This window comes from Escherichia sp. WS3063 (assembly GCF_046486595.1).
GTDB classification, from domain to species: Bacteria; Pseudomonadota; Gammaproteobacteria; order Enterobacterales; family Enterobacteriaceae; genus Escherichia; species Escherichia coli.
The window spans coordinates 82,723-109,071 of the sequence record NZ_JBJQKY010000016.1 but is presented as its reverse complement, the minus strand read 5'-3'; the positions used below and the strand labels follow the sequence as shown (position 1 = coordinate 109,071).

27 protein-coding genes, 2 tRNA genes, 1 rRNA gene and 2 pseudogenes are annotated in these 26,349 nt (G+C 50.8%); 20 read left to right on the top strand and 12 right to left on the bottom strand.

Annotated features, from left to right (window positions below; genetic code table 11):
* The 3 genes from rrf to dkgB form a co-directional block, all read left to right on the top strand.
* Positions 1-97: ribosomal RNA gene (gene rrf, locus ACJHYW_RS16255) — 5S ribosomal RNA — on the top strand; the annotation flags it as partial.
* Between the two features lie 54 nt (positions 98-151).
* Positions 152-228: transfer RNA gene (locus tag ACJHYW_RS16250), tRNA-Asp, on the top strand.
* A gap of 162 nt (positions 229-390) precedes the next feature.
* Positions 391-1,194, top strand: a complete 804-nt coding sequence (dkgB, locus tag ACJHYW_RS16245; RefSeq protein WP_000997062.1) for a 2,5-didehydrogluconate reductase DkgB — start codon at positions 391-393, stop codon at positions 1,192-1,194.
* Here dkgB and yafC read toward each other — a convergent pair.
* The gene (gene yafC / locus ACJHYW_RS16240) at positions 1,191-2,105 is read right to left on the bottom strand and encodes a DNA-binding transcriptional regulator YafC (RefSeq protein WP_000648568.1); all 915 of its coding nucleotides are present in this window, start codon (positions 2,103-2,105) and stop codon (positions 1,191-1,193) included. The genes dkgB and yafC overlap by 4 nt on opposite strands.
* Positions 2,106-2,345: 240 nt before the next feature.
* On the opposite strand from yafC, the gene ACJHYW_RS16235 reads away from it, so the two are divergent.
* Together ACJHYW_RS16235 and ACJHYW_RS16230 are read left to right on the top strand one after the other, a co-directional pair.
* The gene (locus ACJHYW_RS16235) at positions 2,346-3,146 is read left to right on the top strand and encodes an endonuclease/exonuclease/phosphatase family protein (RefSeq protein ID WP_001230983.1); all 801 of its coding nucleotides are present in this window, start codon (positions 2,346-2,348) and stop codon (positions 3,144-3,146) included.
* A gap of 76 nt (positions 3,147-3,222) precedes the next feature.
* Complete coding sequence (locus tag ACJHYW_RS16230; RefSeq protein ID WP_000211702.1) at positions 3,223-3,993, top strand: class I SAM-dependent methyltransferase; 771 nt, start codon at positions 3,223-3,225, stop codon at positions 3,991-3,993.
* Positions 3,994-4,040: 47 nt separating this feature from the next.
* Here the strand turns inward: ACJHYW_RS16230 and mltD are convergent, their stop codons facing one another.
* Positions 4,041-5,399 carry a murein transglycosylase D gene (gene mltD, locus ACJHYW_RS16225; RefSeq protein ID WP_000644685.1) on the bottom strand — a complete coding sequence of 453 codons (1,359 nt, stop codon included), beginning with the start codon at positions 5,397-5,399 and terminating at the stop codon, positions 4,041-4,043.
* A gap of 71 nt (positions 5,400-5,470) precedes the next feature.
* Entirely contained in the window at positions 5,471-6,226 is a 756-nt protein-coding gene (gene gloB / locus ACJHYW_RS16220) for a hydroxyacylglutathione hydrolase (RefSeq protein WP_001052707.1), read from the bottom strand.
* A gap of 33 nt (positions 6,227-6,259) precedes the next feature.
* On the opposite strand from gloB, the gene ACJHYW_RS16215 reads away from it, so the two are divergent.
* Positions 6,260-6,982: a class I SAM-dependent methyltransferase gene (locus ACJHYW_RS16215; RefSeq protein ID WP_001295200.1), complete on the top strand. Its 723-nt coding sequence runs from the start codon at positions 6,260-6,262 to the stop codon at positions 6,980-6,982.
* On the opposite strand, the gene rnhA is transcribed toward ACJHYW_RS16215, so the two are convergent.
* Complete coding sequence (rnhA, locus tag ACJHYW_RS16210) at positions 6,979-7,446, bottom strand: ribonuclease HI (RefSeq protein ID WP_000917883.1); 468 nt, start codon at positions 7,444-7,446, stop codon at positions 6,979-6,981. The genes ACJHYW_RS16215 and rnhA overlap by 4 nt on opposite strands.
* Positions 7,447-7,510: 64 nt before the next feature.
* Between rnhA and dnaQ the strand changes: the two genes are divergently transcribed.
* On the top strand, positions 7,511-8,242 hold the full coding sequence (gene dnaQ, locus ACJHYW_RS16205; RefSeq protein WP_001366128.1) for a DNA polymerase III subunit epsilon: 732 nt from the start codon (positions 7,511-7,513) through the stop codon (positions 8,240-8,242).
* Between the two features lie 132 nt (positions 8,243-8,374).
* Positions 8,375-8,451 (top strand) — tRNA-Asp (locus ACJHYW_RS16200).
* Positions 8,452-8,549: 98 nt separating this feature from the next.
* Here the strand turns inward: ACJHYW_RS16200 and yafV are convergent.
* Positions 8,550-9,320, bottom strand: coding sequence for a 2-oxoglutaramate amidase (gene yafV, locus ACJHYW_RS16195; protein ID WP_001118056.1), 771 nt, complete (start codon positions 9,318-9,320; stop codon positions 8,550-8,552).
* Positions 9,321-9,500: 180 nt separating this feature from the next.
* Between yafV and ivy the strand changes: the two genes are divergently transcribed.
* Positions 9,501-9,947, top strand: coding sequence for an Ivy family C-type lysozyme inhibitor (gene ivy, locus ACJHYW_RS16190; RefSeq protein ID WP_001308392.1), 447 nt, complete (start codon positions 9,501-9,503; stop codon positions 9,945-9,947).
* A 42-nt stretch (positions 9,948-9,989) separates the two neighbouring features.
* Here the strand turns inward: ivy and fadE are convergent, their stop codons facing one another.
* Positions 9,990-12,434, bottom strand: coding sequence for an acyl-CoA dehydrogenase FadE (gene fadE, locus ACJHYW_RS16185; RefSeq protein WP_000973084.1), 2,445 nt, complete (start codon positions 12,432-12,434; stop codon positions 9,990-9,992).
* Between the two features lie 239 nt (positions 12,435-12,673).
* On the opposite strand from fadE, the gene lpcA reads away from it, so the two are divergent.
* Both lpcA and ACJHYW_RS16175 read left to right on the top strand, forming a co-directional pair.
* Positions 12,674-13,252 carry a D-sedoheptulose 7-phosphate isomerase gene (gene lpcA, locus ACJHYW_RS16180; RefSeq protein ID WP_001361926.1) on the top strand — a complete coding sequence of 193 codons (579 nt, stop codon included), beginning with the start codon at positions 12,674-12,676 and terminating at the stop codon, positions 13,250-13,252.
* A gap of 115 nt (positions 13,253-13,367) precedes the next feature.
* Positions 13,368-14,135 (top strand): class II glutamine amidotransferase, encoded by a 768-nt coding sequence (locus tag ACJHYW_RS16175; RefSeq protein ID WP_000333380.1) that lies wholly within the window; start codon positions 13,368-13,370, stop codon positions 14,133-14,135.
* Here ACJHYW_RS16175 and dpaA read toward each other — a convergent pair.
* The 3 genes and pseudogenes from dpaA to dinJ form a co-directional block, all read right to left on the bottom strand.
* Positions 14,106-14,846: a peptidoglycan meso-diaminopimelic acid protein amidase gene (gene dpaA / locus ACJHYW_RS16170; RefSeq protein WP_001225679.1), complete on the bottom strand. Its 741-nt coding sequence runs from the start codon at positions 14,844-14,846 to the stop codon at positions 14,106-14,108. The genes ACJHYW_RS16175 and dpaA overlap by 30 nt on opposite strands.
* A 155-nt stretch (positions 14,847-15,001) precedes the next feature.
* A pseudogene (gene yafQ / locus ACJHYW_RS16165) lies at positions 15,002-15,279 on the bottom strand (type II toxin-antitoxin system mRNA interferase toxin YafQ).
* Positions 15,280-15,281: 2 nt separating this feature from the next.
* Positions 15,282-15,542 (bottom strand): type II toxin-antitoxin system antitoxin DinJ, encoded by a 261-nt coding sequence (gene dinJ, locus ACJHYW_RS16160; protein WP_000729708.1) that lies wholly within the window; start codon positions 15,540-15,542, stop codon positions 15,282-15,284.
* A gap of 209 nt (positions 15,543-15,751) precedes the next feature.
* Here dinJ and ACJHYW_RS16155 point away from each other — a divergent pair, with 209 nt between their 5' ends.
* Together ACJHYW_RS16155 and ACJHYW_RS16150 are read left to right on the top strand one after the other, a co-directional pair.
* Positions 15,752-16,501, top strand: a complete 750-nt coding sequence (locus ACJHYW_RS16155; RefSeq protein ID WP_010349174.1) for a C40 family peptidase — start codon at positions 15,752-15,754, stop codon at positions 16,499-16,501.
* A 175-nt stretch (positions 16,502-16,676) separates the two neighbouring features.
* The gene (locus ACJHYW_RS16150; RefSeq protein ID WP_000006244.1) at positions 16,677-17,174 is read left to right on the top strand and encodes an REP-associated tyrosine transposase; all 498 of its coding nucleotides are present in this window, start codon (positions 16,677-16,679) and stop codon (positions 17,172-17,174) included.
* 111 nt (positions 17,175-17,285) lie between these two features.
* Here the strand turns inward: ACJHYW_RS16150 and ACJHYW_RS16145 are convergent.
* A pseudogene (locus tag ACJHYW_RS16145) lies at positions 17,286-19,004 on the bottom strand (flagellar biosynthesis protein FlhA); the annotation flags it as partial.
* Between ACJHYW_RS16145 and lafU the strand changes: the two are divergent.
* From lafU to ACJHYW_RS16115, 6 genes are all read left to right on the top strand, one after another.
* Positions 18,970-19,755, top strand: a complete 786-nt coding sequence (gene lafU, locus ACJHYW_RS16140) for a putative lateral flagellar export/assembly protein LafU (protein WP_072275300.1) — start codon at positions 18,970-18,972, stop codon at positions 19,753-19,755. The pseudogene ACJHYW_RS16145 and the gene lafU sit on opposite strands and share 35 nt — an antisense overlap.
* A 70-nt stretch (positions 19,756-19,825) precedes the next feature.
* Positions 19,826-20,881, top strand: a complete 1,056-nt coding sequence (gene dinB / locus ACJHYW_RS16135; protein WP_001226167.1) for a DNA polymerase IV — start codon at positions 19,826-19,828, stop codon at positions 20,879-20,881.
* Complete coding sequence (locus ACJHYW_RS16130) at positions 20,878-21,330, top strand: GNAT family N-acetyltransferase (RefSeq protein ID WP_001059893.1); 453 nt, start codon at positions 20,878-20,880, stop codon at positions 21,328-21,330. The genes dinB and ACJHYW_RS16130 overlap by 4 nt, the downstream gene beginning before the upstream one ends.
* Positions 21,331-21,520: 190 nt before the next feature.
* Positions 21,521-22,660, top strand: coding sequence for an RNA ligase RtcB family protein (locus ACJHYW_RS16125; RefSeq protein WP_000521546.1), 1,140 nt, complete (start codon positions 21,521-21,523; stop codon positions 22,658-22,660).
* Positions 22,657-23,271: a peptide chain release factor H gene (prfH, locus tag ACJHYW_RS16120; protein WP_000602130.1), complete on the top strand. Its 615-nt coding sequence runs from the start codon at positions 22,657-22,659 to the stop codon at positions 23,269-23,271. The genes ACJHYW_RS16125 and prfH overlap by 4 nt, the downstream gene beginning before the upstream one ends.
* A 61-nt stretch (positions 23,272-23,332) precedes the next feature.
* A complete protein-coding gene (locus ACJHYW_RS16115; RefSeq protein ID WP_001361775.1) occupies positions 23,333-23,842 on the top strand; it encodes a metal-dependent hydrolase in 510 nt (169 codons plus the stop codon).
* A 16-nt stretch (positions 23,843-23,858) separates the two neighbouring features.
* Here the strand turns inward: ACJHYW_RS16115 and ACJHYW_RS16110 are convergent, their stop codons facing one another.
* Positions 23,859-24,101: a hypothetical protein gene (locus ACJHYW_RS16110; RefSeq protein WP_001029361.1), complete on the bottom strand. Its 243-nt coding sequence runs from the start codon at positions 24,099-24,101 to the stop codon at positions 23,859-23,861.
* Between the two features lie 47 nt (positions 24,102-24,148).
* Positions 24,149-25,606: a cytosol nonspecific dipeptidase gene (gene pepD, locus ACJHYW_RS16105; protein WP_001293009.1), complete on the bottom strand. Its 1,458-nt coding sequence runs from the start codon at positions 25,604-25,606 to the stop codon at positions 24,149-24,151.
* A gap of 260 nt (positions 25,607-25,866) precedes the next feature.
* Between pepD and gpt the strand changes: the two genes are divergently transcribed.
* Positions 25,867-26,325 (top strand): xanthine phosphoribosyltransferase, encoded by a 459-nt coding sequence (gene gpt, locus ACJHYW_RS16100; protein ID WP_001291990.1) that lies wholly within the window; start codon positions 25,867-25,869, stop codon positions 26,323-26,325.
* Positions 26,326-26,349: the final 24 nt, after the last annotated feature.

Here is a 26,349-nt window from a genome sequence, read left to right as displayed (position 1 = left end):
TGGTCCCACCTGACCCCATGCCGAACTCAGAAGTGAAACGCCGTAGCGCCGATGGTAGTGTGGGGTCTCCCCATGCGAGAGTAGGGAACTGCCAGGCATCAAATTAAGCAGTAAGCCGGTCATAAAACCGGTGGTTGTAAAAGAATTCGGTGGAGCGGTAGTTCAGTCGGTTAGAATACCTGCCTGTCACGCAGGGGGTCGCGGGTTCGAGTCCCGTCCGTTCCGCCACTTATTAAGAAGCCTCGAGTTAACGCTCGAGGTTTTTTTTCGTCTATATTTCTATTATTGCTTAAATCGCAAAAATCCTCTGCGTTTTACGCCCTTTTTCCGCAACATTCTAAAGCCCATAATCACTTCAGTTAACGAAAATAGCATTAAAAGAGGCATATTATGGCTATCCCTGCATTTGGTTTAGGTACTTTCCGTCTGAAAGACGACGTTGTTATTTCATCTGTGAAAACGGCGCTTGAACTTGGTTATCGCGTAATTGATACCGCACAAATCTATGATAACGAAGCCGCAGTAGGTCAGGCGATTGCAGAAAGTGGCGTGCCACGTCATGAACTCTACATCACCACTAAAATCTGGATTGAAAATCTCAGCAAAGACAAATTGATCCCGAGTCTGAAAGAGAGCCTGCAAAAATTGCGTATCGATTATGTTGATCTGACGCTAATCCACTGGCCGTCACCAAACGATGAAGTCTCTGTTGAAGAGTTTATGCAGGCGCTGCTGGAAGCCAAAAAACAAGGGCTGACGCGTGAGATCGGTATTTCCAACTTCACGATCCCATTGATGGAAAAGGCGATTGCTGCTGTTGGCGCTGAAAACATCGCTACTAACCAGATTGAACTCTCACCTTATCTGCAAAACCGTAAAGTGGTCGCCTGGGCTAAACAGCACGGCATCCATATTACTTCCTATATGACGCTGGCGTATGGTAAGGCCCTGAAAGATGAGGTTATTGCTCGTATCGCAGCTAAACACAATGCGACTCCGGCACAAGTGATTCTGGCGTGGGCTATGGGGGAAGGTTACTCCGTAATTCCTTCTTCTACTAAACGTAAAAACCTGGAAAGTAATCTTAAGGCACAAAATTTACAGCTTGATGCCGAAGATAAAAAAGCGATCGCCGCACTGGATTGCAACGACCGCCTGGTTAGCCCGGAAGGTCTGGCTCCTGAATGGGATTAAGCCTCTCTGACAGCTCCTCCGGGAGCTGTTTTTACATGCTCGCTAAGGAAATCGATAAAAGCCCGGATGCGTGTACTTACCGCACGGTCGCTGTAATATACGGCACTGAATGGCATTTCCACTGGCAATACTTTATCTGCCATTAACTCCACCAATTCTCCGCGAGCGATTTCTCTGTCGATCATGTAGTCGGACAAACACGCAATCCCGTTGCCACTCAGGCAAAGCTGTTTCAGTGTTTCCCCACTATTGGATGACAAACCGTACTTCACCTCATGTAATTGTCCATCGCTACAGGCTATCGGCCAGGTATTGAGGGAAGCGGGTTCAGTGAATCCCAGGCAAATATGTTGCTTTAAATCGTCGATCGTTTCTGGCTTCCCGTAGCGGGAAATATAATCGGGGGAGGCGATAATTTTTCGATAACTGTTAAATAACGGCCTGGCACGTAAGCTGGAATCCGTTAACGTACCGGCGCGTATCGCGACATCCACTTTTCTTTCGATCAAATTAATAATCGTTTCGGAGGAGACTAGCGATAAAGTGACTTCCGGATAGCGTTCACGAAAAGGCTTAATCAACGGCATCAGAAAGTGCAGCACCACTGGAGTTGCGGCATCGATCCGTAACAGTCCACGCGGTGTATTACGCGTCTCCATAATTTCTGATTCTGCCGCTGCCATCTCCTGCAAAATTGACTGTACGCGACGAAAATAACGCTCGCCTTCTTCCGTCAGGCTAAGTTGCCGCGTGGTCCGATTAAGCAGGCTAACGCCAAGTTTCATCTCCAGCTTTTTCACCGCCCGGCTTACCGCTGAGTTTGCTTGCCCTAATTGTTCCGCTGCCCGGCTAAAGCTGCCGCTTTCGACGACTGAAACAAAAATGGCGAGTTCTTCCGACGTGGCTTTCATTTTTGCTCCTGTTGCAAAATAGAAGAGATATTTTGAATTTAATTGTCATTAAACCATCAGGATGCGAGATATGTCATCCGATTTAATGTTCTCAATAATGAGCAAATTTCTGACCGGTGTAAGCACTTGCTTACATAGCAATATACAATTGCTCGTTGAAAGAGTGAGCTAAAATCCCTATAACAGTAGAACCCTCCCGAGTGCGGAAGAGTTGACGTAATAGAGGTTTCAAAGTCAAAAGTGCGAAAAAACACCTATGCCATGCGCTATGTTGCCGGACAACCTGCGGAAAGGATCTTACCGCCGGGGTCTTTTGCGAGCATCGGCCAGGCATTACCACCTGGAGAACCGTTAAGTACCGAAGAGCGTATTCGGATCCTGGTGTGGAACATATACAAACAGCAACGCGCTGAATGGTTGTCGGTATTAAAGAACTACGGCAAAGATGCACATCTGGTGTTATTGCAGGAAGCGCAGACAACGCCAGAGTTAGTACAGTTTGCGACTGCTAACTATCTTGCCGCCGATCAGGTACCCGCTTTCGTGCTGCCACAACATCCTTCTGGCGTAATGACCCTTTCGGCGGCACATCCAGTGTATTGCTGCCCGTTACGTGAACGAGAACCCATTTTGCGTCTGGCGAAGTCGGCACTGGTGACGGTCTATCCATTGCCTGACACCCGCCTGTTGATGGTGGTTAATATACACGCCGTCAATTTCAGTTTGGGCGTGGATGTCTATAGTAAGCAGTTACTTCCTATTGGCGATCAGATAGCTCACCACAGCGGCCCGGTCATTATGGCGGGAGATTTCAATGCCTGGAGCCGTAGAAGGATGAACGCGTTATATCGCTTTGCGCGGGAAATGTCGCTGCGCCAGGTGCGTTTTACCGATGATCAGCGCCGTCGGGCGTTTGGTCGCCCGCTCGATTTTGTTTTCTACCGTGGTCTGAACGTCAGCGAAGCTTCTGTACTGGTTACGCGCGCTTCCGATCACAATCCGCTACTCGTTGAATTCAGTCCCGGCAAGCCTGATAAATAAGGTATGTCAAGTCTGCCACAGGGCAGACCAACGTTTGGCGCTGCCCTTTTTAATCAAACAATAAAAGGACAGCGCAATGACAACACAATCCCACCATGACCACGTAGAAAAGCAGTTTAGCTCGCAGGCCAGTGAGTATTTAACCAGTACCGTACATGCATCCGGGCGAGATTTACAGCGCCTGGCGGTGCGTCTGGCTGATTATCCTGATGCAAGCGTACTTGATATGGGCTGCGGAGCAGGGCATGCCAGCTTTGTCGCTGCGCAAAACGTGAGCGCGGTGGTGGCGTATGACTTATCTGCCCAAATGCTGGATGTCGTGGCACAAGCTGCCGAAGCCGGGCACCTGAAAAATATCGCCACCCGCCAGGGATATGCCGAAAGTCTGCCATTTGCCGATAACGCATTTGATATTGTTATCAGCCGTTATTCTGCCCATCACTGGCATGATGTTGGTGCAGCACTGCGAGAAGTGAATAGGATATTGAAACCTGGCGGTAGGCTGATTGTGATGGACGTAATGTCTCCGGGTCACCCAGTGCGCGACGTCTGGTTACAGACGGTAGAAGCATTACGCGATACCTCTCACGTACGAAACTACGCCAGCGGTGAGTGGTTGACGTTAATCAATGAAGCCAATCTGATAGTTGATAATTTAATTACAGATAAGTTACCGCTGGAATTTTCTTCATGGGTCGCGAGAATGCGTACGCCAGAAGCGTTAGTAGACGCTATTCGCATTTACCAACAGAGCGCATCGACAGAGGTGAGAACGTATTTTGCCTTGCAGAATGACGGCTCTTTCACCAGTGATATCATCATGGTAGAAGCACATAAAGCGGCATAAATAAAAAAGGCACCGGGGGAATCGGTGCCTTTTGATTATCTGATTTGTCAGGAATCTGGCATGTTGTTGTTTTTCACAAACAACGTCAGCTTATCGCCTGGTTGCAGATTCGCAGTGTCGCTGTTCCAGCGCATCACATCTTTGATGTTCACGCCGTGGCGTTTAGCAATGCTTGAAAGCGAATCGCCTTTGCGCACACGATAAGTAATGCTATCGCTGTTGTTTGCCAGTCGCTGTGCGCTACTGCCTGCGCCAATCGTCAAACTTTGGCCTGGCTTCAGCTTAGATCCGCGCAGTTTGTTCCACTGCTGCAAATCTTTGGTGCTTACGCCGAGACGTGAAGCGATACTTGAAAGCGTGTCGCCAGAGCGTACGGTGTAAACACGGCTGTTAAGCGGCGTATTGTCGGCAACCAGCGTCGACTGTACAGCAGCAATTTCGCCTGAAGCCAGAGATTCACGCAGTTGATCTGCATGCTTCTTTGGCACCATCACGTACTGCGGCCCACTTGCGCCCAGCGTGGAGCCTTTCACGCCAGCGTTGAATGTCTTCAGCTTGCTGACGGAAATCCCCGCCATATCTGCAACCTTCGCCATTTCAACCGGGCTACTCAGGTGCACACGCGCCAGAGCACGGCTTTCATCGGTCGTTGGCAGACGTACGCCATAACGCTTGCTGTTTTTGAGAATATCACTCAATGCCAGCATTTTAGGCACGTACTGCTTCGTTTCCTGCGGCAACGGTAACGACCAGAAGTCCGTGGATTTCCCACGCGCTTTGTTCGTTTTAATTGCCTTCATGACCCGACCTTCGCCGCTGTTATAAGCCGCTACGGTCAGAAGCCAGTCGCCGTCAAACATTTTGTTCAGACGCTGCATCATATTCAGCGCGGCAGTTGTTGAAGCAACAACATCGCGACGCGCGTCATAATTGCGGGTCTGTTTCAAACCATAATTGCGCCCCGTGCTCGGAATGATCTGCCAGATGCCTGCGGCATTGGCGCCAGACGTTGCGTGAGGATCAAAAGCGCTCTCCACTATGGGTAGTAGTACCAGTTCCATAGGCATGTTACGTTTTTTAACTTGCCCTGCTATCCAGTACATATACGGCTCTGCCCGTAAAGTTACATCGTGGAGATAGCTCTTATTGCGTAAATATTTCTGTTTCTGTTCGCGAATCCGGTCATTTTCCGGAATTCCCATCTTTAGCTCGTCGCCAATGAAAGCCCACAAGTCACCATCTGGCGCGATAGACGTCCCATCGTCCATCCATCGTGCCTGACTTGTAAACTTTGCTGCTTCCCCTTGACCAGCTGCAGAAAGGCTCTGTGCGTGCTGTTGAACGTTGCCGGTACTCTGGCAACCCACGAGCAGGACAGAGGCGAGTAATATCGCTTTTGCCTTCATGTGTGTGTCAATAGTTGCTTAAAAGACGACCGATCATAACGGCGAACGGAGCCGATGACAAGAAAGTTTTATCAGAACCTATCTTTCTTTGACCTTAACCATGCAAAACGCTCTTCAGGTTGTTGCAATAATGTTTCTTCATTAATTACATTAATTAAATCAATATCTTCCGTTCTTAAAAAAACATTAATTTGCCGCTCATTTTTCAGAATTACGGGTAGTGTTATTTGATTTTTTGCCCGTAACTCCTTAACTTTACGATAATAATCATTTATGGACAAATCGTGCGGAAGAATACTCAAAGCAAACTTCATATTTGATAACGTATATTCATGAGCACAACATACCAATGTATCGTCAGGTAACGCACTTAACTTTTTAAGTGATTGATACATTTGTGATGCTGTCCCTTCAAACAACCGACCACACCCACCAGAAAACAGCGTGTCGCCGCAAAATAGATAAGGTTTACTGAAGTAACAGATATGTCCTAAAGTGTGACCCGGCGTGGCAATTACACTAAATTCATGCCCCAAAACGAAGGCAGTTTCGCCATCTTTGACTACCTGTGTTGTTCCCTTATCTTGTGTCTCTGGTGGACCATACACCACAATTTGCGGAAACTTTTCCACCAGTTCTTTTACGCCGCCAACGTGATCGTGGTGATGGTGGGTGAGAAATATGGCCTCTGGTTGCCAGTTATTGGCGGCAATGGCTTTTAATACCGGCTCTGCGTCTCCGGGATCGACAATCAGGCAGCGACCTGCTTCATCATTCAAAACCCAGATGTAATTGTCATCAAAGGCGGGAATACTGTTAAGATTCATAGATTACCTCTCAGTGTGAAACGGAAGGTTGTGATGAAACCGGCAAGAGTCCCTCAAACTGTCGTGGCTCCTGATTGCTGGGGCGATTTGCCCTGGGGAGAGCTTTATCGCAAGGCGCTGGAGCGCCAGCTCAACCCGTGGTTCACTAAAATGTATGGTTTTCATCTGCTTAAGATTGGCAATTTAAGCGCAGAAATCAATTGCGAAGCGTGCGCGGTTTCTCATCAAGTGAATGTTTCTGCGCAAGGAATGCCCGTCCAGGTGCAGGCAGATCCACTTCATCTTCCTTTTGCCGATAAATCCGTTGATGTTTGTCTACTGGCACATACCTTGCCGTGGTGCACCGATCCGCATCGTTTATTGCGTGAAGCCGATCGGGTACTGATTGATGATGGCTGGCTGGTGATTAGTGGCTTCAATCCCATCAGTTTAATGGGATTACGCAAACTTGTGCCGGTATTGCGAAAAACCTCGCCCTATAACAGCCGGATGTTTACTCTGATGCGGCAACTGGACTGGCTCTCTTTGTTGAATTTTGAAGTGCTGCACGCCAGCCGTTTCCACGTTCTCCCGTGGAACAAACACGGAGGAAAACTATTGAATGCGCATATTCCTGCGCTTGGTTGCTTACAACTTATTGTTGCCCGGAAACGGACTATTCCTTTAACGCTAAACCCGATGAAACAGAGTAAAAACAAGCCACGAATTCGCCAGGCGGTTGGAGCCACCCGGCAATGTCGTAAACCACAGGCTTAAACTTCGACTTGATAGCCCGTATCTTCCAGTGTGGGATTCATCGCTGCGGCACGAGCCAGTTCATCGCAACGTTCGTTTTCCGGGTGTCCGGCATGGCCTTTAACCCATTCCCATTTGATTTGATGCTGCCCCAATGCAGCATCAAGACGTTGCCAGAGATCGACATTTTTTACTGGTTTTTTGTCTGCTGTTTTCCAGCCACGTTTTTTCCAGTTATGGATCCACTGAGTGATCCCCTGGCGGACATACTGGCTGTCGGTACTCAAAATGACTTCGCAATGTTCTTTTAACGCCTCCAGCGCGACAATAGCGGCCATCAACTCCATACGGTTGTTGGTGGTGCGGGTGTAGCCTGCGCTAAAGGTTTTCTCGCGTCCGCGATAGCGTAAAATAGCGCCGTAACCCCCAGGTCCAGGATTACCCAGACACGAACCATCGGTGAAAATTTCTACCTGTTTAAGCATCTCTGGTAGACTTCCTGTAATTGAATCGAACTGTAAAACGACAAGTCTGACATAAATGACCGCTATGAGCACTGCAATTACACGCCAGATCGTTCTCGATACCGAAACCACCGGTATGAACCAGATTGGTGCGCACTATGAAGGCCACAAGATCATTGAGATTGGTGCCGTTGAAGTGGTGAACCGTCGCCTGACGGGCAATAACTTCCATGTTTATCTCAAACCCGATCGGCTGGTGGATCCGGAAGCCTTTGGCGTACATGGTATTGCCGATGAATTTTTGCTCGATAAGCCCACGTTTGCCGAGGTAGCCGATGAGTTCATGGACTATATCCGCGGCGCGGAGTTGGTGATCCATAACGCAGCGTTCGATATCGGCTTTATGGACTACGAGTTTTCGTTGCTTAAGCGCGATATTCCGAAGACCAATACCTTCTGTAAGGTCACCGATAGCCTTGCGGTGGCGAGGAAAATGTTTCCTGGTAAGCGCAACAGCCTCGATGCGTTATGTGCCCGCTACGAAATAGATAACAGTAAACGAACGCTACACGGGGCATTACTCGATGCACAGATCCTTGCGGAAGTTTATCTGGCGATGACCGGTGGTCAAACGTCGATGGCTTTTGCGATGGAAGGAGAGACACAACAGCAACAAGGTGAAGCAACAATTCAGCGCATTGTGCGTCAGGCAAGTAAGTTACGCGTTGTTTTTGCGACAGATGAAGAGCTTGCGGCACATGAAGCCCGTCTCGATCTGGTGCAGAAGAAAGGCGGAAGCTGCCTCTGGCGGGCATAAATACCTGTAAAAGGCGCTAAAAATAGCGACTTGGGCGATTTTTGCAGCAAACGATTCAAAAGATGAGAAAAACCGTTGACGAAGGGTGAGGCAATCCGTAATATTCGCCTCGTTCCCAACGGAACACAACGCGGAGCGGTAGTTCAGTCGGTTAGAATACCTGCCTGTCACGCAGGGGGTCGCGGGTTCGAGTCCCGTCCGTTCCGCCAATATTCAGAAAGCCCGAATCATTACTGATTCGGGCTTTCGTCGTTTAAGTTCCAGAGAAAAATAGCCACGAAACTTATCTCGTAGCCATATTCACCCTCTAACGAAATGTGAATTCATCCGCATCCCGCCATGCCGGAAACTTTTCTCTATATTCCCGCAATGCCACCATCGACAGCTCCGCATCAATGCGCGTTGCCTGATGCGCGTCGGCAGTAGCGATAATCTCGCCCTGTGGATTAATCACCCTGCTGTCACCACGATAATGGCAGCCGTTGCCATCGCTGCCGACGCGATTGCATCCCGCCACATACGCCTGATTCTCAATCGCGCGGGCTGTCAGCAATGCCTGCCAGTGCAGAGAGCGCGGAGCAGGCCAGTTGGCGACGTACAGGGCGAGGTCATAATCGTTGAGATTGCGCGACCACACAGGAAAACGTAAGTCGTAGCACACCAGCGGCAAAATACGCCAGCCGCGCCATTCCACAATCACTCGCGCATTGCCCGCTTTATAATGCAGATGCTCATCTGCCATGCGGAACAGATGACGCTTATCATAAAAATGTACCGTGCCGCCCGGCTCAACCAGCAAAAAGCGGTTAACCGAACCAGACTCCGTTTGTAATGCAACACTGCCTGCAATCAGCGCATTGCACTGCTGCGCCTTAGCTGTCATCCAGTTCACTACGTCATTTTGTGCTAGCGACGAAGCTGCCGCTTCCATGGCAAAGCCGCTGGTAAACATCTCCGGTAGAACGATCACATCGCGCCCGGTAATACCTTCCAGTTGACGATCAAAATGGCGCAGGTTGGCAGGGCCATCCATCCACACCAGTGGTTGCTGCAAAAGCGTAATCTTCAAACCAGGCACGGTGTACAACTCCTTTATGCGAAGGGTTTTATAACTCTAACACCTTATCAGGCAGTTGCCTTAGCGCAGAATAAATTGATAACAAATGCTGATATTGGAAATATCTGATTTGCAAATTATCGTGTTATCGCCAGGCTTTAGGAGGTTAATAACATGGGCAGGATAAGCTCGGGAGGAATGATGTTTAAGGCAATAACGACAGTCGCCGCTCTGGTCATCGCCACCAGTGCAATGGCGCAGGATGATTTAACCATTAGCAGCCTTGCAAAGGGCGAAACCACCAAAGCTGCGTTTAATCAGATGGTGCAAGGGCATAAGCTGCCTGCCTGGGTGATGAAAGGCGGTACTTATACCCCTGCACAAACCGTAACGTTGGGAGATGAGACGTATCAGGTGATGAGCGCGTGCAAACCGCATGACTGTGGCTCGCAACGTATCGCTGTGATGTGGTCCGAGAAATCTAATCAGATGACGGGGCTGTTCTCGACCATTGATGAGAAAACGTCGCAAGAGAAACTCACCTGGTTGAATGTGAACGATGCGCTTTCTATTGATGGTAAAACGGTGCTGTTCGCGGCGTTGACCGGCAGCCTGGAAAACCATCCGGATGGCTTTAATTTTAAATAATTAGCGGATAAAGAAACGGAGCCTTTCGGCTCCGTTATTCAATTACGCGGCTTCAACTTTTCGCACTTTCTCCGGCAACTTTACCGGCTTCGTCGCAAGCTCTTCCGGATCAAAGTCATCAACATTAATACTGCGCAGACGGCTTTCTTCAGCTTTCACAAGAATAGCGGCTTCATCTTTATCAATCAGCCCCTTCGCCAGCGCGTTATGCGCCAGTTCATCCAGACGGGTAAACGGCAGGTTTTTACCCAGCTCTTTACAGATCCGCTGATGAATTGGGTCGGCGGCAATCACATCCACCAGCGCCTCTTCCAGTAAACCAACCGGGTTATGCTCGCTCGGCGTCAGGTACTGACCGCGACCAATACGTGAACGGGTGGCGTTCGGCACTTGTAAAATCTTCGCCACCTTATGATCCAGCTTATCAGAAGGTGCCAGATAATGACGTCCGGTCGGGAAGATCACCACATTCAGCAGCCCGGCAACCACGCGGCTCGGGAAGTTTTGCAGTAAATCATCCATCGCCTGTTCAGCCTGATACAGCGCATCCTGTACGCCCCAGTGCACCAGCGGCAGGTCGGCTTCATTACGGCCTTCGTCGTCATAACGCTTCAGAACGGCAGAGGCGAGGTAAAGCTGACTTAAAATATCCCCCAGACGGGCCGAGATACGCTCGCGACGTTTCAGGCTGCCGCCCAGCACCGCCATCGAGACATCAGAAAGCAGGGCGAGGTTGGCGCTCAGGCGGTTCAGGTGCTGATAGTAGCGTTTAGTGGCATCGCCGGTTGGCGTGCTGCTGGTTAAACCGCGCGTCAGGCCCAGCCAGAAGCTGCGAACTTTGTTGCTACCGACGTGACCGATATGTTTGAACAGCAGTTTATCGAACGCATTTACGTCATTGTTCTTCGCCGCTTCCATCTCTTCCAGCACGTACGGATGGCAACGAATCGCTCCTTGTCCGAAGATCATCATGCTGCGGGTCAGAATGTTAGCCCCTTCAACGGTGATGGCAATCGGTGCGCCCTGGTAAGCACGGGCCAGGAAGTTGCTTTGCCCGAGCATAATGCCTTTGCCACCAGTGATATCCATCGCATCAATAATCGACTGCTGCCCACGGTGGGTACAGTGATACTTAACGATAGCCGACAGCACGGCAGGTTTTTCACCGAGCATAATGCCGTAGGTAATCAGCGATGCCGCAGCATCCATTACATAAGCGTTTCCGGCAATACGCGCCAGCGGCTCTTCAATCCCTTCCATCTTACCAATAGAGATTTTGAACTGACGGCGGATGTGCGCATACGCACCCGTTGCCAGCGCTACCGATTTCACGCCGCCGGTTGAGTTGGAAGGCAGGGTGATACCGCGGCCTACCGAGAGGCACTCCACCAGCATCCGCCAGCCTTGCCCGGCCATTTTCGGCCCGCCGATGATGTAATCGATCGGCACGAAGACATCTTTACCGCGCGTCGGTCCGTTCTGGAACGGTACGTTCAGCGGGAAGTGGCGACGACCAATTTCCACGCCCGGCGTGGTGGTCGGGATCAGCGCACAGGTAATACCTAAATCTTCTGCGCCACCCAGCAGTTTTTCCGGGTCGGAGAGTTTAAACGCCAGACCAAGCACGGTCGCAATCGGTGCCAGCGTAATGTAACGTTTGTTCCAGGTCAGTCGCATCCCCAGCACCTGCTGGCCCTGCCACTCGCCCATGCAAACAATCCCGGTATCCGGAATCGCGCCCGCATCGGAACCCGCTTCGGGGCTGGTCAGTGCAAAGCAAGGGATCTCCTGACCACGCGCCAGACGCGGCAGATAGTGATCTTTCTGCTCGTCAGTGCCGTAATGTTGCAGTAGCTCACCCGGGCCTAATGAGTTTGGCACGCCGACGGTAATCGCCAGGATCCCGCTCACGCCGGAGAGTTTTTGCAGCACGCGAGACTGGGCATAAGCCGAGAACTCCAGCCCGCCGTACTCTTTTTTGATGATCATCGCGAAGAAGCGATGCTCTTTAAGATACGCCCACAGCTCCGGCGGCAAATCCGCCAGCTCATGGGTAATCTGGAAATCATTCGCCATCCGGCAGGCTTCTTCTACCGGACCGTCGAGAAACGCTTGCTCTTCAGCGGTCAGGCGCGGCTGCGGATAGTTATGCAGCTTTTTCCAGTCCGGCTTGCCCTGGAACAAGTCGCCCTCCCACCAGGTGGTGCCCGCATCAATCGCTTCTTTCTCAGTGCGCGACATCGGCGGCATTACCTTACGGAAACCGCGAAATACCGGCGCGGAAATCATCGACTTACGCATAGGCGCAAAGTTAAATGGCACGAGGATAATGGCCAGAGGCACCAGTACCCACGCCGACCACAGACCAGCAACGCCGAGTGCGGCTGTCCAGGCGAGCAAAATCAGACTGCTGATAAATAAGCTCACGCGGTGATAGAACAACGCGCCGAGCAGGACAACCGTAGCGAGAATACTCAAAATCATCATAACGAAAAGCCCCTTACTTGTAGGAGGTCTGACCACTTGTGATGATATGGTTGTAGTGGATGTAAAAACATTTAGCAATGTGTTTACAATATAATTACAACGAAGCTCACATTGTTGCTGTTTTTATCCGCACTTCAGGTCAAAAAGTCCTGGTCATAGCATCTGCCCGTACTTCTCGCTTTTGGCGGTATCCGGTACACTGCATTTTGTCTATTACATTTATGCTGAAGGATATCCTCATGTACCAGGATCTTATTTGTAACGAACTGAACGAAGCGGCGGAAACGCTGGCTAATTTTTTAAAAGATGACGCCAATATTCACGCCATTCAGCGCGCGGCGGTCCTGTTAGCAGACAGCTTTAAAGGCGGTGGCAAAGTGCTTTCTTGCGGCAACGGCGGCTCCCATTGCGACGCTATGCACTTTGCTGAAGAGTTGACGGGGCGCTACCGTGAAAACCGTCCGGGCTACCCGGCGATTGCCATTTCTGACGTTAGTCATATTTCCTGCGTCGGTAACGATTTTGGTTTCAATGATATTTTCTCCCGTTACGTTGAAGCGGTAGGTCGCGAAGGCGATGTACTGCTGGGGATCTCTACCTCCGGTAACTCTGCAAACGTGATCAAAGCGATCGCAGCGGCGCGTGAGAAGGGGATGAAAGTGATCACCCTGACCGGTAAAGATGGCGGCAAAATGGCTGGCACGGCGGATATTGAAATTCGCGTTCCGCACTTTGGTTATGCCGACCGCATTCAGGAGATCCACATTAAAGTGATCCATATCCTGATCCAGTTAATTGAAAAAGAGATGGTTAAGTAAGGTCTTTTCTCCCTTTCAGGGAGAGGGCCGGGGTGAGGGTAACAGCCTGCACCTTTGTACTTTTTAATCAATCTTCGCCGGGGGCCATGCGCTCCCGCTGTTGTGGAGGTTACCCATGTGCGAATTGCTCGGGATGAGCGCCAACGTCCCTACTGATATCTGCTTTAGTTTCACCGGGCTTGTACAGCGTGGTGGTGGAACCGGGCCACATAAAGATGGCTGGGGCATCACCTTTTACGAAGGTAAAGGCTGTCGCACATTTAAAGATCCACAACCCAGCTTTAATTCCCCCATCGCCAAACTTGTCCAGGACTACCCGATAAAATCCTGTTCGGTTGTGGCTCATATTCGCCAGGCCAATCGGGGCGAGGTGGCGCTGGAAAATACTCACCCGTTTACCCGCGAGTTATGGGGACGTAACTGGACTTATGCCCATAACGGGCAACTGACGGGGTACAAATCACTGGAAACCGGCAACTTCCGCCCGGTCGGTGAAACCGACAGCGAAAAAGCCTTCTGCTGGCTCCTGCATAAATTAACGCAGCGTTACCCGCGCACACCGGGCAATATGGCGGCAGTGTTTAAATATATCGCCTCACTGGCGGATGAACTGCGGCAGAAGGGCGTTTTCAACATGCTGCTTTCTGACGGACGCTATGTAATGGCGTATTGCTCGACTAATTTACACTGGATCACCCGCCGCGCGCCGTTTGGCGTGGCAACGTTGCTGGATCAGGATGTGGAAATCGACTTCAGCTCGCAGACCACACCGAATGATGTGGTCACGGTGATTGCAACACAGCCGCTGACGGGCAATGAAACCTGGCAAAAGATTATGCCAGGCGAATGGCGCTTATTTTGCCTCGGGGAGCGTGTAGTTTGATGCCAGCTGTGGCTGCACAACTTCGTGGCTTAACGGCTTGCTGACCACGTAACGGCCATTGACCACAGAAACGGTCGGTGGCTTACGGGTTTGCTCAAAGTAGTCGTAGCCCGGCTTCAGTTGCTCCCAGAAGTCCTTAAAGTTGGAATATTTATGGCGCTTCATATTGGCGTCGGTCATGCGGAACGGGTAAATACTCACTTGCACGCTCGGCTGACCAAACACCAGCGCACCAGTAACGAACTGGAAGATCTCATCAATACCCTGATTGGTCATCGCGTAGCAGCCGATGGAAACACAATCGCCGTGGATCATCAGATATTTCCCTTCATAACCATGCGCACGGTCATAGGCATTGGGGAATCCAATATTAATCGCTTTGTAGTAACGGCTGTCTGGTTTTAACTGATTACGCTGGACGCTATAAAACCCTTCCGGGCTTTTGAAATCGCCCTGACGCTGTTTTGGCCCTAAGCCGCCGGAATATTTACAGATTTTATAGCTGTCGAGCAGTTGATATTGCTCGCCCATTTTGACGTAGAGATCGAGCGTACGTTCTTCCTTGAAGATCTGGATGTAGACAGGGGATCCCATCAACTGCTGCTTATACTCTTTGCTCACTGGCGTGGTCGAGCTACTGCTGCCCAGCAAACCGGCAAACGAAACGCACGGGATCAACAACATCGCAAGAATTAATGCGATTTTACGCATACTGCTTATTCCTTGATAAAACGGTTACACACGCCAGGACGGCAAAATGGATCCCAAATCGGAATAGTCTGGATTTGGAAGGCTCACATTATCACCAAAAGAGTTTTACGCAAGCCTGTCGGCGCAGGGTTTACAAATTTCATCGGCAGCGGGCTTTACCCAAATAGCGCCGCGTGAGTTCCAGTTCTCTCAAATCGTAAAAGTTTATCGGTAAGTTTGTAAATCAGGATCCAGTCCGGTTCGACATGAGCATCGCGATAACCTTTCCATGAACCTTGCAGCGGGTGGTCTTTATAAACAGCTGGAAGCAGTAAAGTATTATTGATAAGAGCGTCATAAGATATTTCAATTTATTCATATCCTTATGACGCTTTTGTGCAAGTTTTACATCCTTTGAAAATTGTCCCGAGTATTCAATATCCCTTTGAATCATATTTAAATTCCTAATTTATCAAATAAATCATCGGCGTCTTTGGCCTTATGAATACCAACGCCAGCTTCGCTGTTTTTGATTGATTGAATAGTTAATTGATTAGGCTCGCGTAAATCAAACGGCAATGCCTTTTCACGCGCGACCTTTGTGAGGGTTATGCGAACCAGGTCAGAGATGGTCAGCCCCATCCCGGCCAGTACGTCCGCCGCCTGATTCTTCAGATCTTCATCGATTCGGGCGCGAACAAACGCGTTAGCAGCCATTGGGATATCTCCTGTGCTGTATATTTATTCAGCTTGAATTGTAGCTCAAATGAGCAACAGCGACAATCCATGAGTAATTTAATAAACGGATGTTTTTACATAATTAACTGAAATATATTTATTAATTTTATAATAATGGTTTATTAAGTTTGTTCAGGTACGGGCCGGGATACACTGCAACATCAATGCATGACCAGCCATTATTGAGAATGTCTTTGCCGTCGATTCCCTCTTTTGTGTTGTCGGGATTACTGTTGCTTTGCTTGCCGTTTTCTTCATTTGCCAGCGCCACCACATCACATATCTCTTTCAGCTACGCCGCCCGCCAGCGGATGCAAAACCGTGCGCGTTTATTAAAACAGTACCAAACCCATCTGAAAAAACAGGCCAGCTATATTGTGGAAGGCAATGCCGAAAGCAGAAGGGCGCTACGCCAGCACAACCGGGAGCAGATAAAACAGCATCCAGAATGGTTTCCTGCGCCGCTCAAGGCGAGTGACAGACGCTGGCAGGCGCTGGCGGAAAACAACCACTTTTTAAGCAGCGATCACCTGCATAACATCACCGAAGTGGCGATTCACCGCCTGGAGCAGCAGCTTGGCAAGCCTTATGTCTGGGGCGGCACGCGGCCCGATAAAGGCTTCGACTGTAGCGGGTTGGTTTTTTATGCCTACAACAAGATCCTTGAGGCGAAGCTCCCGCGCACAGCCAATGAGATGTATCACTACCATCGGGCAACGATTGTGGCGAACAACGACCTGCGCCGGGGAGATTTGCTGTTTTTCCATATTCACAGCCGCGAGATAGCCGATCATATGGGGGTGTATCTGGGAGACGGTCAGTTTATCGAGTCACCACGTACCGGCGAAACCATTCGGATAAGCCGGTTAGCTGAACCTTTCTGGCAGGATCATTTTTTAGGCGCGCGGCGGATTTTGACGGAAGAGACGATTTTGTAGGACGGAGAGGGCGTTCACGCCGGATTCGGCAATTGTGCACCGATGCCTGATGCGACGCTGGCGCGTCTTATCATGCCTACAAATCTGTGCGTTTATGCGAGCCGCTTTCCCGTTATTCCATCACCTCATTGCCGACCTTTCCTTTTCTTCTTACCGTTGAGAAAAAGGAGTCGCCATGTCTGAATATCGTCGTTATTACATCAAAGGGGGAACCTGGTTTTTCACGGTTAACCTACGAAATCGTCGAAGCCATCTTCTGACCGCTCAGTTCCAGATGCTCCGTAAAGTCATTATTAACGTTAAGCGAGCCAGACCTTTTGAAATTAACGCCTGGGTAGTTTTGCCGGAGCATATGCACTGTATCTGGACATTACCCGAAAGCGATGATGATTTTTCCTCTCGCTGGCGGGAGATTAAAAAACAGTTCACCCATGCTTGTGGATTGCAAAATATCTGGCAACCGCGTTTTTGGGAGCACGCCATCCGCAATACCAAAGACTATCGCCATCATGTTGATTATATTTATATAAATCCAGTAAAACATGGCTGGGTAAAGCAAGTGAGTGATTGGCCATTCTCAACGTTTCATCGCGATGTCGCGAAGGGGTTATATCCCATCGATTGGGCGGGGGACGTAACGGATTTTAGTGCCGGGGAGCGTATCATTGTATAATTGCGCGCCGATGCCGGATGCGCTTACGCTTAGCCTACGAATCGTGCCTGAACGGTAGGCCGGATAAGGCGTTCACGCCGCATCCGGCGGTTGTGCGCAGATGCCGGATACCTACATCAACGCCCCCATAATCTTCAACTCCAGCTCGTCCGGCACTTCGTTATACGACAGCACATGCAGCCCCGGCGCAAACAACCTTGCGTAGCGCGCCAGCAAAGGGCGCAACTGCGGAGGCACCAGCAGCACAGGGTCTTTCCCCGCCGCTTTCATCTGCTCCTTCACCTGCGGCATCGTGTTCTGGAACTGGTTAAGCATATTCGGGTCCACCGGCACGCTGTCGAGCATCACTTTGCCGCCCTGTTGCGCCTGATTCACTACGTTGGTCAGCAGATTTTCCAGCTCATTATTCAGCGTATACACCGTCAGCTCCTGTTTGCGAACGAACGGATGGGTAATGCTGCGCCGCAGCGCCAGGCGCACATCAGCCGCCAGCAGAATATGATCTTTGGTCACCGCGCTACTGGCAACCAGCACGGTGGCGATGGTGACGATATCGCGCAGGGAAACGCCTTCGGTCAGCAGCGCCCGGTACACTTTCAGCAACTGACTGTAATTGAGCGCCGCGCTCAAATCCTCCGCCAGGCGCGGTGCCATCGACGACAGGCGGTTATGCAACTGCGTAATATCGTCATAGTTAAAGAGGTCAGGAATATAGCTGCGCACAATCTTATTCACATGTGTGGCAATTACGCTGGCGCTGTCGATCACCTGATACCCCATATTCAGCGCCTTCGCCTTCTGCGCGGGCTGGATCCAGGTGACCGGCATCCCATACGCCGGGTCGTTCCCCAGCACGCCGTCAATCTCACCGTAGGTTTCACTGGAGGGCAGGGCCATCAGTTTATCCGCCGGAATATCCGCTTCATCAGCCTTAATGCCGTTGATGAAAATGGCGTACTGGCTGGGCTTGAGGCGGAAGTTTTCCCGAATGCGGATCTCCGGTAGCAGCACGCCGTTGCCGTCGGATATCACCTGCCGCACGCCGCGAATCCGCTGGGTGAGCGGGTTCCCCTGCGCTTTGTCCACCAGCGCCACCAGCTTGTAGCCGAGACTTAAGCTGATAGGCTCGATCAGCGGAATGGTTTCCCAACTGACCTGTTGCTCGCTGGTTTCGGTGATGGTGCGGGTCAGTGTTTCGAGGCTTTTCTCTTCCGCCTCCGCCGCCTGCGGGCGTTTGCTCATCCGCCAGCCGGTAAAGCCAAGCAGGGCGCTGAACAGCAAAAATGGCAGATGCGGCATCCCCGGCACCACCGCCAGCACAAACATGATCCCGGTGGCGGTGTAGAGCACCGACGGGCTTGCCAGCAGCTGGTGGCGCACGTCATGGGCGATATCGCCGTTGTCGCTGACGCGGGTGACGATAATCGCCGCCGCGGTGGAGAGCAGCAGGGAAGGGATCTGCGCCACCAGCCCGTCGCCGATGGTCATCAGCACATACTGCTGGAAGGCGGCGTCGGCGCTCAGGTTGTATTTGAAGATCCCGATACAGACGCCGCCGATCAGGTTGATCGCCAGAATCATCATCCCGGCGATGGCATCCCCGCGCACAAACTTCGATGCCCCGTCCATCGCGCCGTAGAAATCGGCCTCGCTGGCAACATCTTTACGCCGGGTCTGCGCCTGCGCCTGATTGATCAACCCGGCGTTAAGATCGGCGTCAATCGCCATCTGCTTGCCGGGCATCGCGTCCAGGGTAAAGCGGGCAGAAACCTCGGAAATACGCTCGGCCCCTTTGGTGACGACGATAAAGTTGATTGTCAACAGCGTCAGTAAATCCGAGCGTGAAAGCATTATCGCCGCGCTGCACGGGCAGTCGATTTTTAACGGTGGTGGGCTGTCGCCGTTAAATAAAATCAGCCCGTCTCATCCGTCAAAACCTGCCACCGTGGCGGTGCCGGAAGAAACGGAGAAAAAAGCGCGCGACGTCAACGAGAAAACGGCGCTGCTGAAGAAGAAATCCGCCACCGAGCTTGGTGAGCTGGCAACCAGTATCAACACCATTGCCCGTGATGCGCATATGGAAGCGAATCTGGAGATGGAGATTGTCCCGCAGGGATTACGCGTGCTGATTAAAGACGACCAGAATCGCAATATGTTCGAACGTGGCAGCGCGCAGATTATGCCGTTCTTTAAAACGCTGCTGGTGGAGCTCGCGCCAGTGTTCGACTCGCTCGATAACAAAATTATTATTACCGGGCATACCGATGCGATGGCCTACAAAAACAATATCTACAACAACTGGAACCTTTCGGGTGACCGCGCGCTTTCGGCTCGTCGGGTGCTGGAAGAGGCAGGAATGCCGGAAGATAAAGTGATGCAGGTGAGCGCAATGGCGGACCAGATGCTGCTGGACGCGAAAAATCCGCAAAGCGCGGGCAACCGGCGCATTGAGATTATGGTGCTGACTAAAAGCGCGTCCGATACGCTGTATCAATACTTTGGTCAGCATGGGGATAAAGTGGTGCAGCCGCTGGTGCAAAAGCTGGATAAGCAGCAGGTGCTTTCACAGCGAACGCGTTAAATGCTGAATCTTTACGCATTTCTCAAGCCCTGAAATCACTGTATACTTTACCAGTGTTGAGAGGTGAGCAATGCGTAAAATCATTCATGTGGATATGGACTGCTTTTTCGCAGCGGTGGAGATGCGCGACAATCCTGCCCTGCGCGATATCCCTATTGCTATTGGCGGCAGCCGCGAACGTCGGGGGGTGATCAGCACCGCCAATTATCCCGCGCGTAAATTTGGCGTACGCAGCGCTATGCCGACAGGGATGGCGCTCAAATTATGCCCACATCTCACGCTGCTTCCAGGGCGCTTTGACGCCTACAAAGAAGCCTCAAATCATATCCGCGAAATTTTCTCGCGCTATACCTCGCGCATTGAACCGTTATCACTGGATGAAGCCTATCTCGACGTCACCGATAGTGTGCATTGCCACGGCTCCGCGACCCTCATCGCCCAGGAAATCCGCCAGACGATCTTTAACGAGCTGCAACTGACGGCATCTGCGGGCGTTGCGCCGGTAAAGTTTCTCGCCAAAATTGCTTCCGACATGAATAAACCCAACGGTCAGTTTGTGATTACGCCGGCAGAAGTTCCGGCATTTCTGCAAACCTTACCGCTGGCAAAAATTCCCGGCGTCGGCAAAGTCTCGGCGGCAAAACTGGAAGCGATGGGGCTGCGGACCTGCGGTGATGTGCAAAAGTGTGATCTGGTGACTCTGCTCAAACGTTTTGGCAAATTTGGACGCATTTTGTGGGAGCGTAGTCAGGGGATTGACGAGCGCGACGTTAACAGCGAACGGTTGCGAAAATCCGTCGGCGTGGAACGCACGATGGCGGAAGATATTCATCACTGGTCTGAATGTGAAGCGATTATTGAGCGGCTGTATCCTGAACTTGAACGCCGTCTGGCAAAGGTAAAACCTGATTTACTGATTGCTCGCCAGGGGGTGAAATTAAAGTTTGATGATTTTCAGCAAACCACTCAGGAGCACGTCTGGCCGCGGCTGAATAAAGCTGACTTAATCGCCACCGCGCGTAAAACCTGGAATGAACGCCGTGGCGGGCGCGGTGTGCGTCTGGTGGGGCTGCATGTGACGTTACTTGACCCTCAAATGGAAAGACAACTGGTGCTGGGATTATGAATAACATACAAATAAGAAACTATCAGCCTGGCGATTTTCAGCAACTATGCGCTATTTTCCTTAGAGCGGTTACGATGACCGCCAGTCAGCATTATTCACCACAACAAATTGCCGCCTGGGCGCAGATTGACGAATCTCGCTGGAAGGAGAAACTCGCGAAATCACAAGTGCGGGTTGCAGTCATTAATGCAAAACTGGTCGGCTTTATTACCTGCGTTGAACACTATATCGATATGTTATTTGTTGACCCTGAATACACCCGCCGTGGGGTTGCCAGCGCTTTGTTAAAACCTTTGATTAAGTCTGAATCCGAACTAACGGTAGATGCCAGCATAACCGCAAAACCCTTTTTTGAACGTTATGGTTTTCAGACAGTTAAGCAGCAGCGCGTTGAATGCCGGGGAGCGTGGTTTACTAATTTTTATATGCGATATAAACCGCAACATTAAATCCAGCTTGCAAAGAAAATAACGCCCGCCTAGTATGTGCGCGTTTTCTTATTCCACAAACTGCAAGGAGGTAAATCATGACAAATCCTTTATCAATGACTCTTTGCAGACCTTTCCAGGATTAATTCTTTTTTTCTTGCCCTGGATTCGTCTGCCATTTCCTGATTTTTATTCATAAATGGAATGGTACATGGGCAAATATATTCGTCCCTTATCCGATGCGGTATTTACCATCGCATCTGATGACCTGTGGATCGAGAGTTTAGCGATCCAACAATTACACACCACGGCAAATTTACCCGACATGCAACGCGTAGTAGGGATGCCAGATTTACACCCCGGACGCGGCTATCCGATTGGCGCAGCGTTCTTCTCCGTAGGCCGTTTTTACCCGGCACTGGTCGGCAATGATATCGGCTGCGGTATGGCGCTATGGCAAACAGATATTTTCGCGCGCAAATACAACGCCGATAAGTTTGAAAAGCGATTATCTGCGCTGGATGACGTTGCTGAAGAAAGCTGGCTGGAGGAAAACCTGCCGTCAGCGTTAGCACAGCATCCGTGGCGCAGCTCGCTGGGTTCCATCGGTGGCGGAAACCACTTCGCAGAACTGCAACAAGTTGATCAAATTATCGACGCTGAACTGTTTGCACTGACAGGTCTGGATGCGCAGCATCTGCAACTGCTGGTTCATAGCGGCTCGCGGGGTTTGGGCCAGTCTATTTTACAGCGGCATATTGCCTCGTTTTCGCATCATGGTTTGCCTGAAGGCAGTGACGACGCGCTAAGTTATATTGTGGAACATGATGATGCGCTGGCGTTTGCGCGTATTAATCGCCAGCTGATCGCTTTGCGCATAATGCAACAAGTTAAGGCCACCGGAAGTCCGGTTCTGGATGTGGCGCATAACTTTGTTAGCGCGTGCCAAATCGGCGATCAACAGGGCTGGTTGCATCGTAAAGGCGCCACGCCGGATGACAACGGTCTGGTGATTATTCCCGGTTCACGCGGCGATTACTCCTGGCTGGTTAAACCTGTTGCGAACGAAAAAACGCTCCACTCGCTGGCGCATGGGGCAGGGCGCAAATGGGGACGTACTGAGTGTAAAGGGCGTCTGGCAGCGAAATACACAGCGACGCAGCTCTCACGTACTGAACTTGGCAGCCGGGTAATTTGTCGCGATAAACAACTCATCTTTGAAGAAGCGCCACAAGCTTATAAATCGGCTGAAAGCGTGGTGCAATGTCTGGTGCAGGCTGGGTTAATTATTCCTGTCGCGCGACTGCGTCCGGTGCTAACGCTCAAAAACAGTGGAGGGAAAAAAGGATGATCTTGCTACAACTCTCCTCAGCTCAGGGGCCGGAAGAATGTTGCCTGGCAGTGAAAAAGGCGCTGGACAGGCTGATTAAAGAAGCTACCCGACAAGACGTCGCGGTAACGGTGCTGGAAACAGAAACGGGCCGCTACTCTGACACGCTGCGTTCAGCGCTGGTTTCTCTGGATGGCGATAACGCATGGGCATTAAGCGAAAGTTGGTGCGGCACTATTCAGTGGATTTGTCCGAGTCCGTATCGGCCTCATCATAGGCGCAAAAACTGGTTTCTGGGCATTGGGCGTTTTACCGCTGATGAGCAGGAGCAATCCGACGCGATCCGTTATGAGACGCTGCGTTCGTCGGGGCCGGGCGGTCAACATGTCAATAAAACCGACTCGGCGGTACGCGCCACGCATTTGGCTACCGGAATTAGCGTGAAGGTTCAGTCAGAGCGTAGTCAGCATGCTAACAAGCGGCTGGCGCGATTGCTGATTGCATGGAAGCTGGAACAACAGCAACAGGAAAATAGCGCGGTGCTGAAATCGCAGCGGCGAATGTTCCATCACCAGATTGAACGTGGCAACCCGCGACGGACATTTACAGGGATGGCTTTTGTTGCTGTGTAATTGAGGAATGTCTCCCGCCGTTTTCTATATGAAAGCGGCGGGCAAAACGAAAGGAATCGTCATGTTTATCGGTCATCTTCCGGCTGGTTATTTAATAACTTGTACTTTAGTGAAACGCTTGCCACTGATTGCTCGTCATGCGCGCTGGGCGATGGTTATTGGCTTAGTTGGGGCCATTGCGCCCGATTTTGATCTTTTCTGGTGCTATCTGGTTGATAACGGGCAACGCCATCATCATCTTTACCCGTCTCATTGGCCATTATTATGGTTTGCTCTGCTGGCGGCGACATTAGTTTGGGCCGCAATTGCGAAGAATAAACTTCCGGCGTGGTTGGGCGTGGTGTTTTGCCTGAATGGTATCGTGCATTTATTACTCGATACGCTGGTCGGTGATATCTGGTGGTTGATGCCTTTCGTTAACCAACCCTTTGCACTCTTTCATATTACGGCGGTACATCATCCGTGGTGGCTCAATTTTTTATTACACTGGTCGTTTTTACTTGAACTGGCATTAGTGGTTGCCGCCATTGCCATGTGGTACAGGCGTAATGCCAAAATGGTAAATGCATGAAAAAATAATTCTGACTTTAAGCGGCGTAACATGTTTCCTGGGGAAATTCTCCCGTGGCTAAGTATGTTTTCCTGACTTTGCCCCAGGCTCTGAACATATAAAAATTCTGCTTTTCACCCTTAAGTTCTTTCACGGATTCCAGCGCAAAACTTTCTTTGGTGATCAGAAACTCCCCCCATGAAATATGGTCGCAGCTATATAAATATGCGACCTTTTCATGAGTTTCATAATGTTTTGTTATTTCGATATAGATAGCCATTGGCTTCAAACAGAAGTCCACGCCCGCAGGCGTGGACGTTATCGTTATTACTTCGCCGGAATTTCTTTCAGCAGTTCAGTCAGCAGTGTCCAGTAATGACCAACGCTTTCGATATGAACCTGCTCATCCGGAGAGTGTGGACCGGTAATGGTTGGCCCGATAGAAACCATGTCCATTTCCGGATACGGTTTTTTGAACAGACCACATTCCAGGCCCGCGTGGATAATCTGGATGTTCGGCGTCTTGTTGAACAGACGCTGATAGGTTTCACGTACCAGATGCATCACCGGAGAATTAGCGTCCGGCTGCCAGCCAGGATATGCGCCTTTCGCTTCGGTTTTCGCGCCAGCCAGTTTACCCAGAGAATCCAGCATGCTCACCACGTAGTCTTTACCGCTGTCGATCAGAGAACGGATCAGGCAGTGAATTTCTACGTTATTGTCAGTCATGGTCACCACACCGACGTTCAGGGAGGTTTCGACCACGCCTTTTGCCACGTCGGAGTTGCGGATCACACCGTTCGGGGTGGCGTTCAGCAGACGAATAAAGGTATCGCGAGATTTCGCAATCAGGGCAGCTTTATCGTTCGCAACAGAGTCCAGCAGCAATGCCAGATTTTTCTCTTTCTCTGCCAGCTCGTTTTTCAGGATCTCCTGATAGGTATTCACCAGAGATTTCAGTGCGTCGACTTTATCAGCTGCGACAGCAATCGTCGCAAAGGCTTCACGCGGGATGGCGTTACGCAGTGTGCCACCGTTGAAATCGATAAGGCGCAGGTCCAGCTCTTCCGCATGACCCGCCAGGAAGCGCACCAGCAGTTTGTTGGCATTACCCAGGCCAACGTGGATTTCACCGCCGGAGTGACCGCCTTTCAGACCTTTTAAGGTTAACTTGAAGGTTTCAAAACCAGCTGGAACCGCTTCACGATCTAAATGCAGGTTGGAGGTGAAGTCGATACCCCCCGCACAACCCATGTAGATTTCACCTTCTTCTTCGGAGTCGGTGTTAATCAGAATATCAGCCTGCAACCAGTTGCTCTGTAAGCCAAAAGCACCGTCCATACCGGCTTCTTCGGTCATGGTCAGCAGCACTTCCAGCGGGCCGTGAACCACGTTTTCGTCAGCCAGAACCGCCAGTGCAGAGGCCATACCAATGCCGTTATCCGCACCCAGCGTGGTGCCGCGCGCTTTAACCCATTCGCCATCAATATAAGGCTGGATAGGATCTTTAGTGAAGTCATGCACGGTGTCGTTATTTTTCTGCGGCACCATATCGAGGTGGGCCTGCAAGACGACCGGTTTACGATTTTCCATACCTGCGGTAGCAGGTTTACGAATCAGGATATTACCTACCTGATCGCGTTCGACATGGAAACCTTTCTCTTTTGCCCAACCAACAATGTATTCAGCGAGTTGCTCTTCATGATAGGACGGGTGAGGAATAGAACAGATTTTGGCAAAAATATCCCACAGCGGCTGTGGAGATAATTGAGACAGTTCAGACACGTTAAGTCTCCTTGTCGATCACCCGCAAAACAGTATTGCAGGTCACAGGGTTAGCAGAAAATGTTGTCAACACAAGACAGGCTTGCGAGATATGTTTGAGAATACCACTTTATCCCGCGTCAGGGAGAGGCAGTGCGTAAAAAGACGCGGACTCATGTGAAATACTGGTTTTTAGTGCGCCAGATCTCTATAATCTCGCGCAACCTATTTTCCCCTCGAACACTTTTTAAGCCGTAGATAAACAGGCTGGGACACTTCACATGAGCGAAAAATACATCGTCACCTGGGACATGTTGCAGATCCATGCACGTAAACTCGCAAGCCGACTGATGCCTTCTGAACAATGGAAAGGCATTATTGCCGTAAGCCGTGGCGGTCTGGTACCGGGTGCGTTACTGGCGCGTGAACTGGGTATTCGTCATGTCGATACCGTTTGTATTTCCAGCTACGATCACGACAACCAGCGCGAGCTTAAAGTGCTGAAACGCGCAGAAGGCGATGGCGAAGGCTTCATCGTTATTGATGACCTGGTGGATACCGGTGGTACTGCGGTTGCGATTCGTGAAATGTATCCAAAAGCGCACTTTGTCACCATCTTCGCAAAACCGGCTGGTCGTCCGCTGGTTGATGACTATGTTGTTGATATCCCGCAAGATACCTGGATTGAACAGCCGTGGGATATGGGCGTCGTATTCGTCCCGCCAATCTCCGGTCGCTAATCTTTTCAACGCCTGGCACTGCCG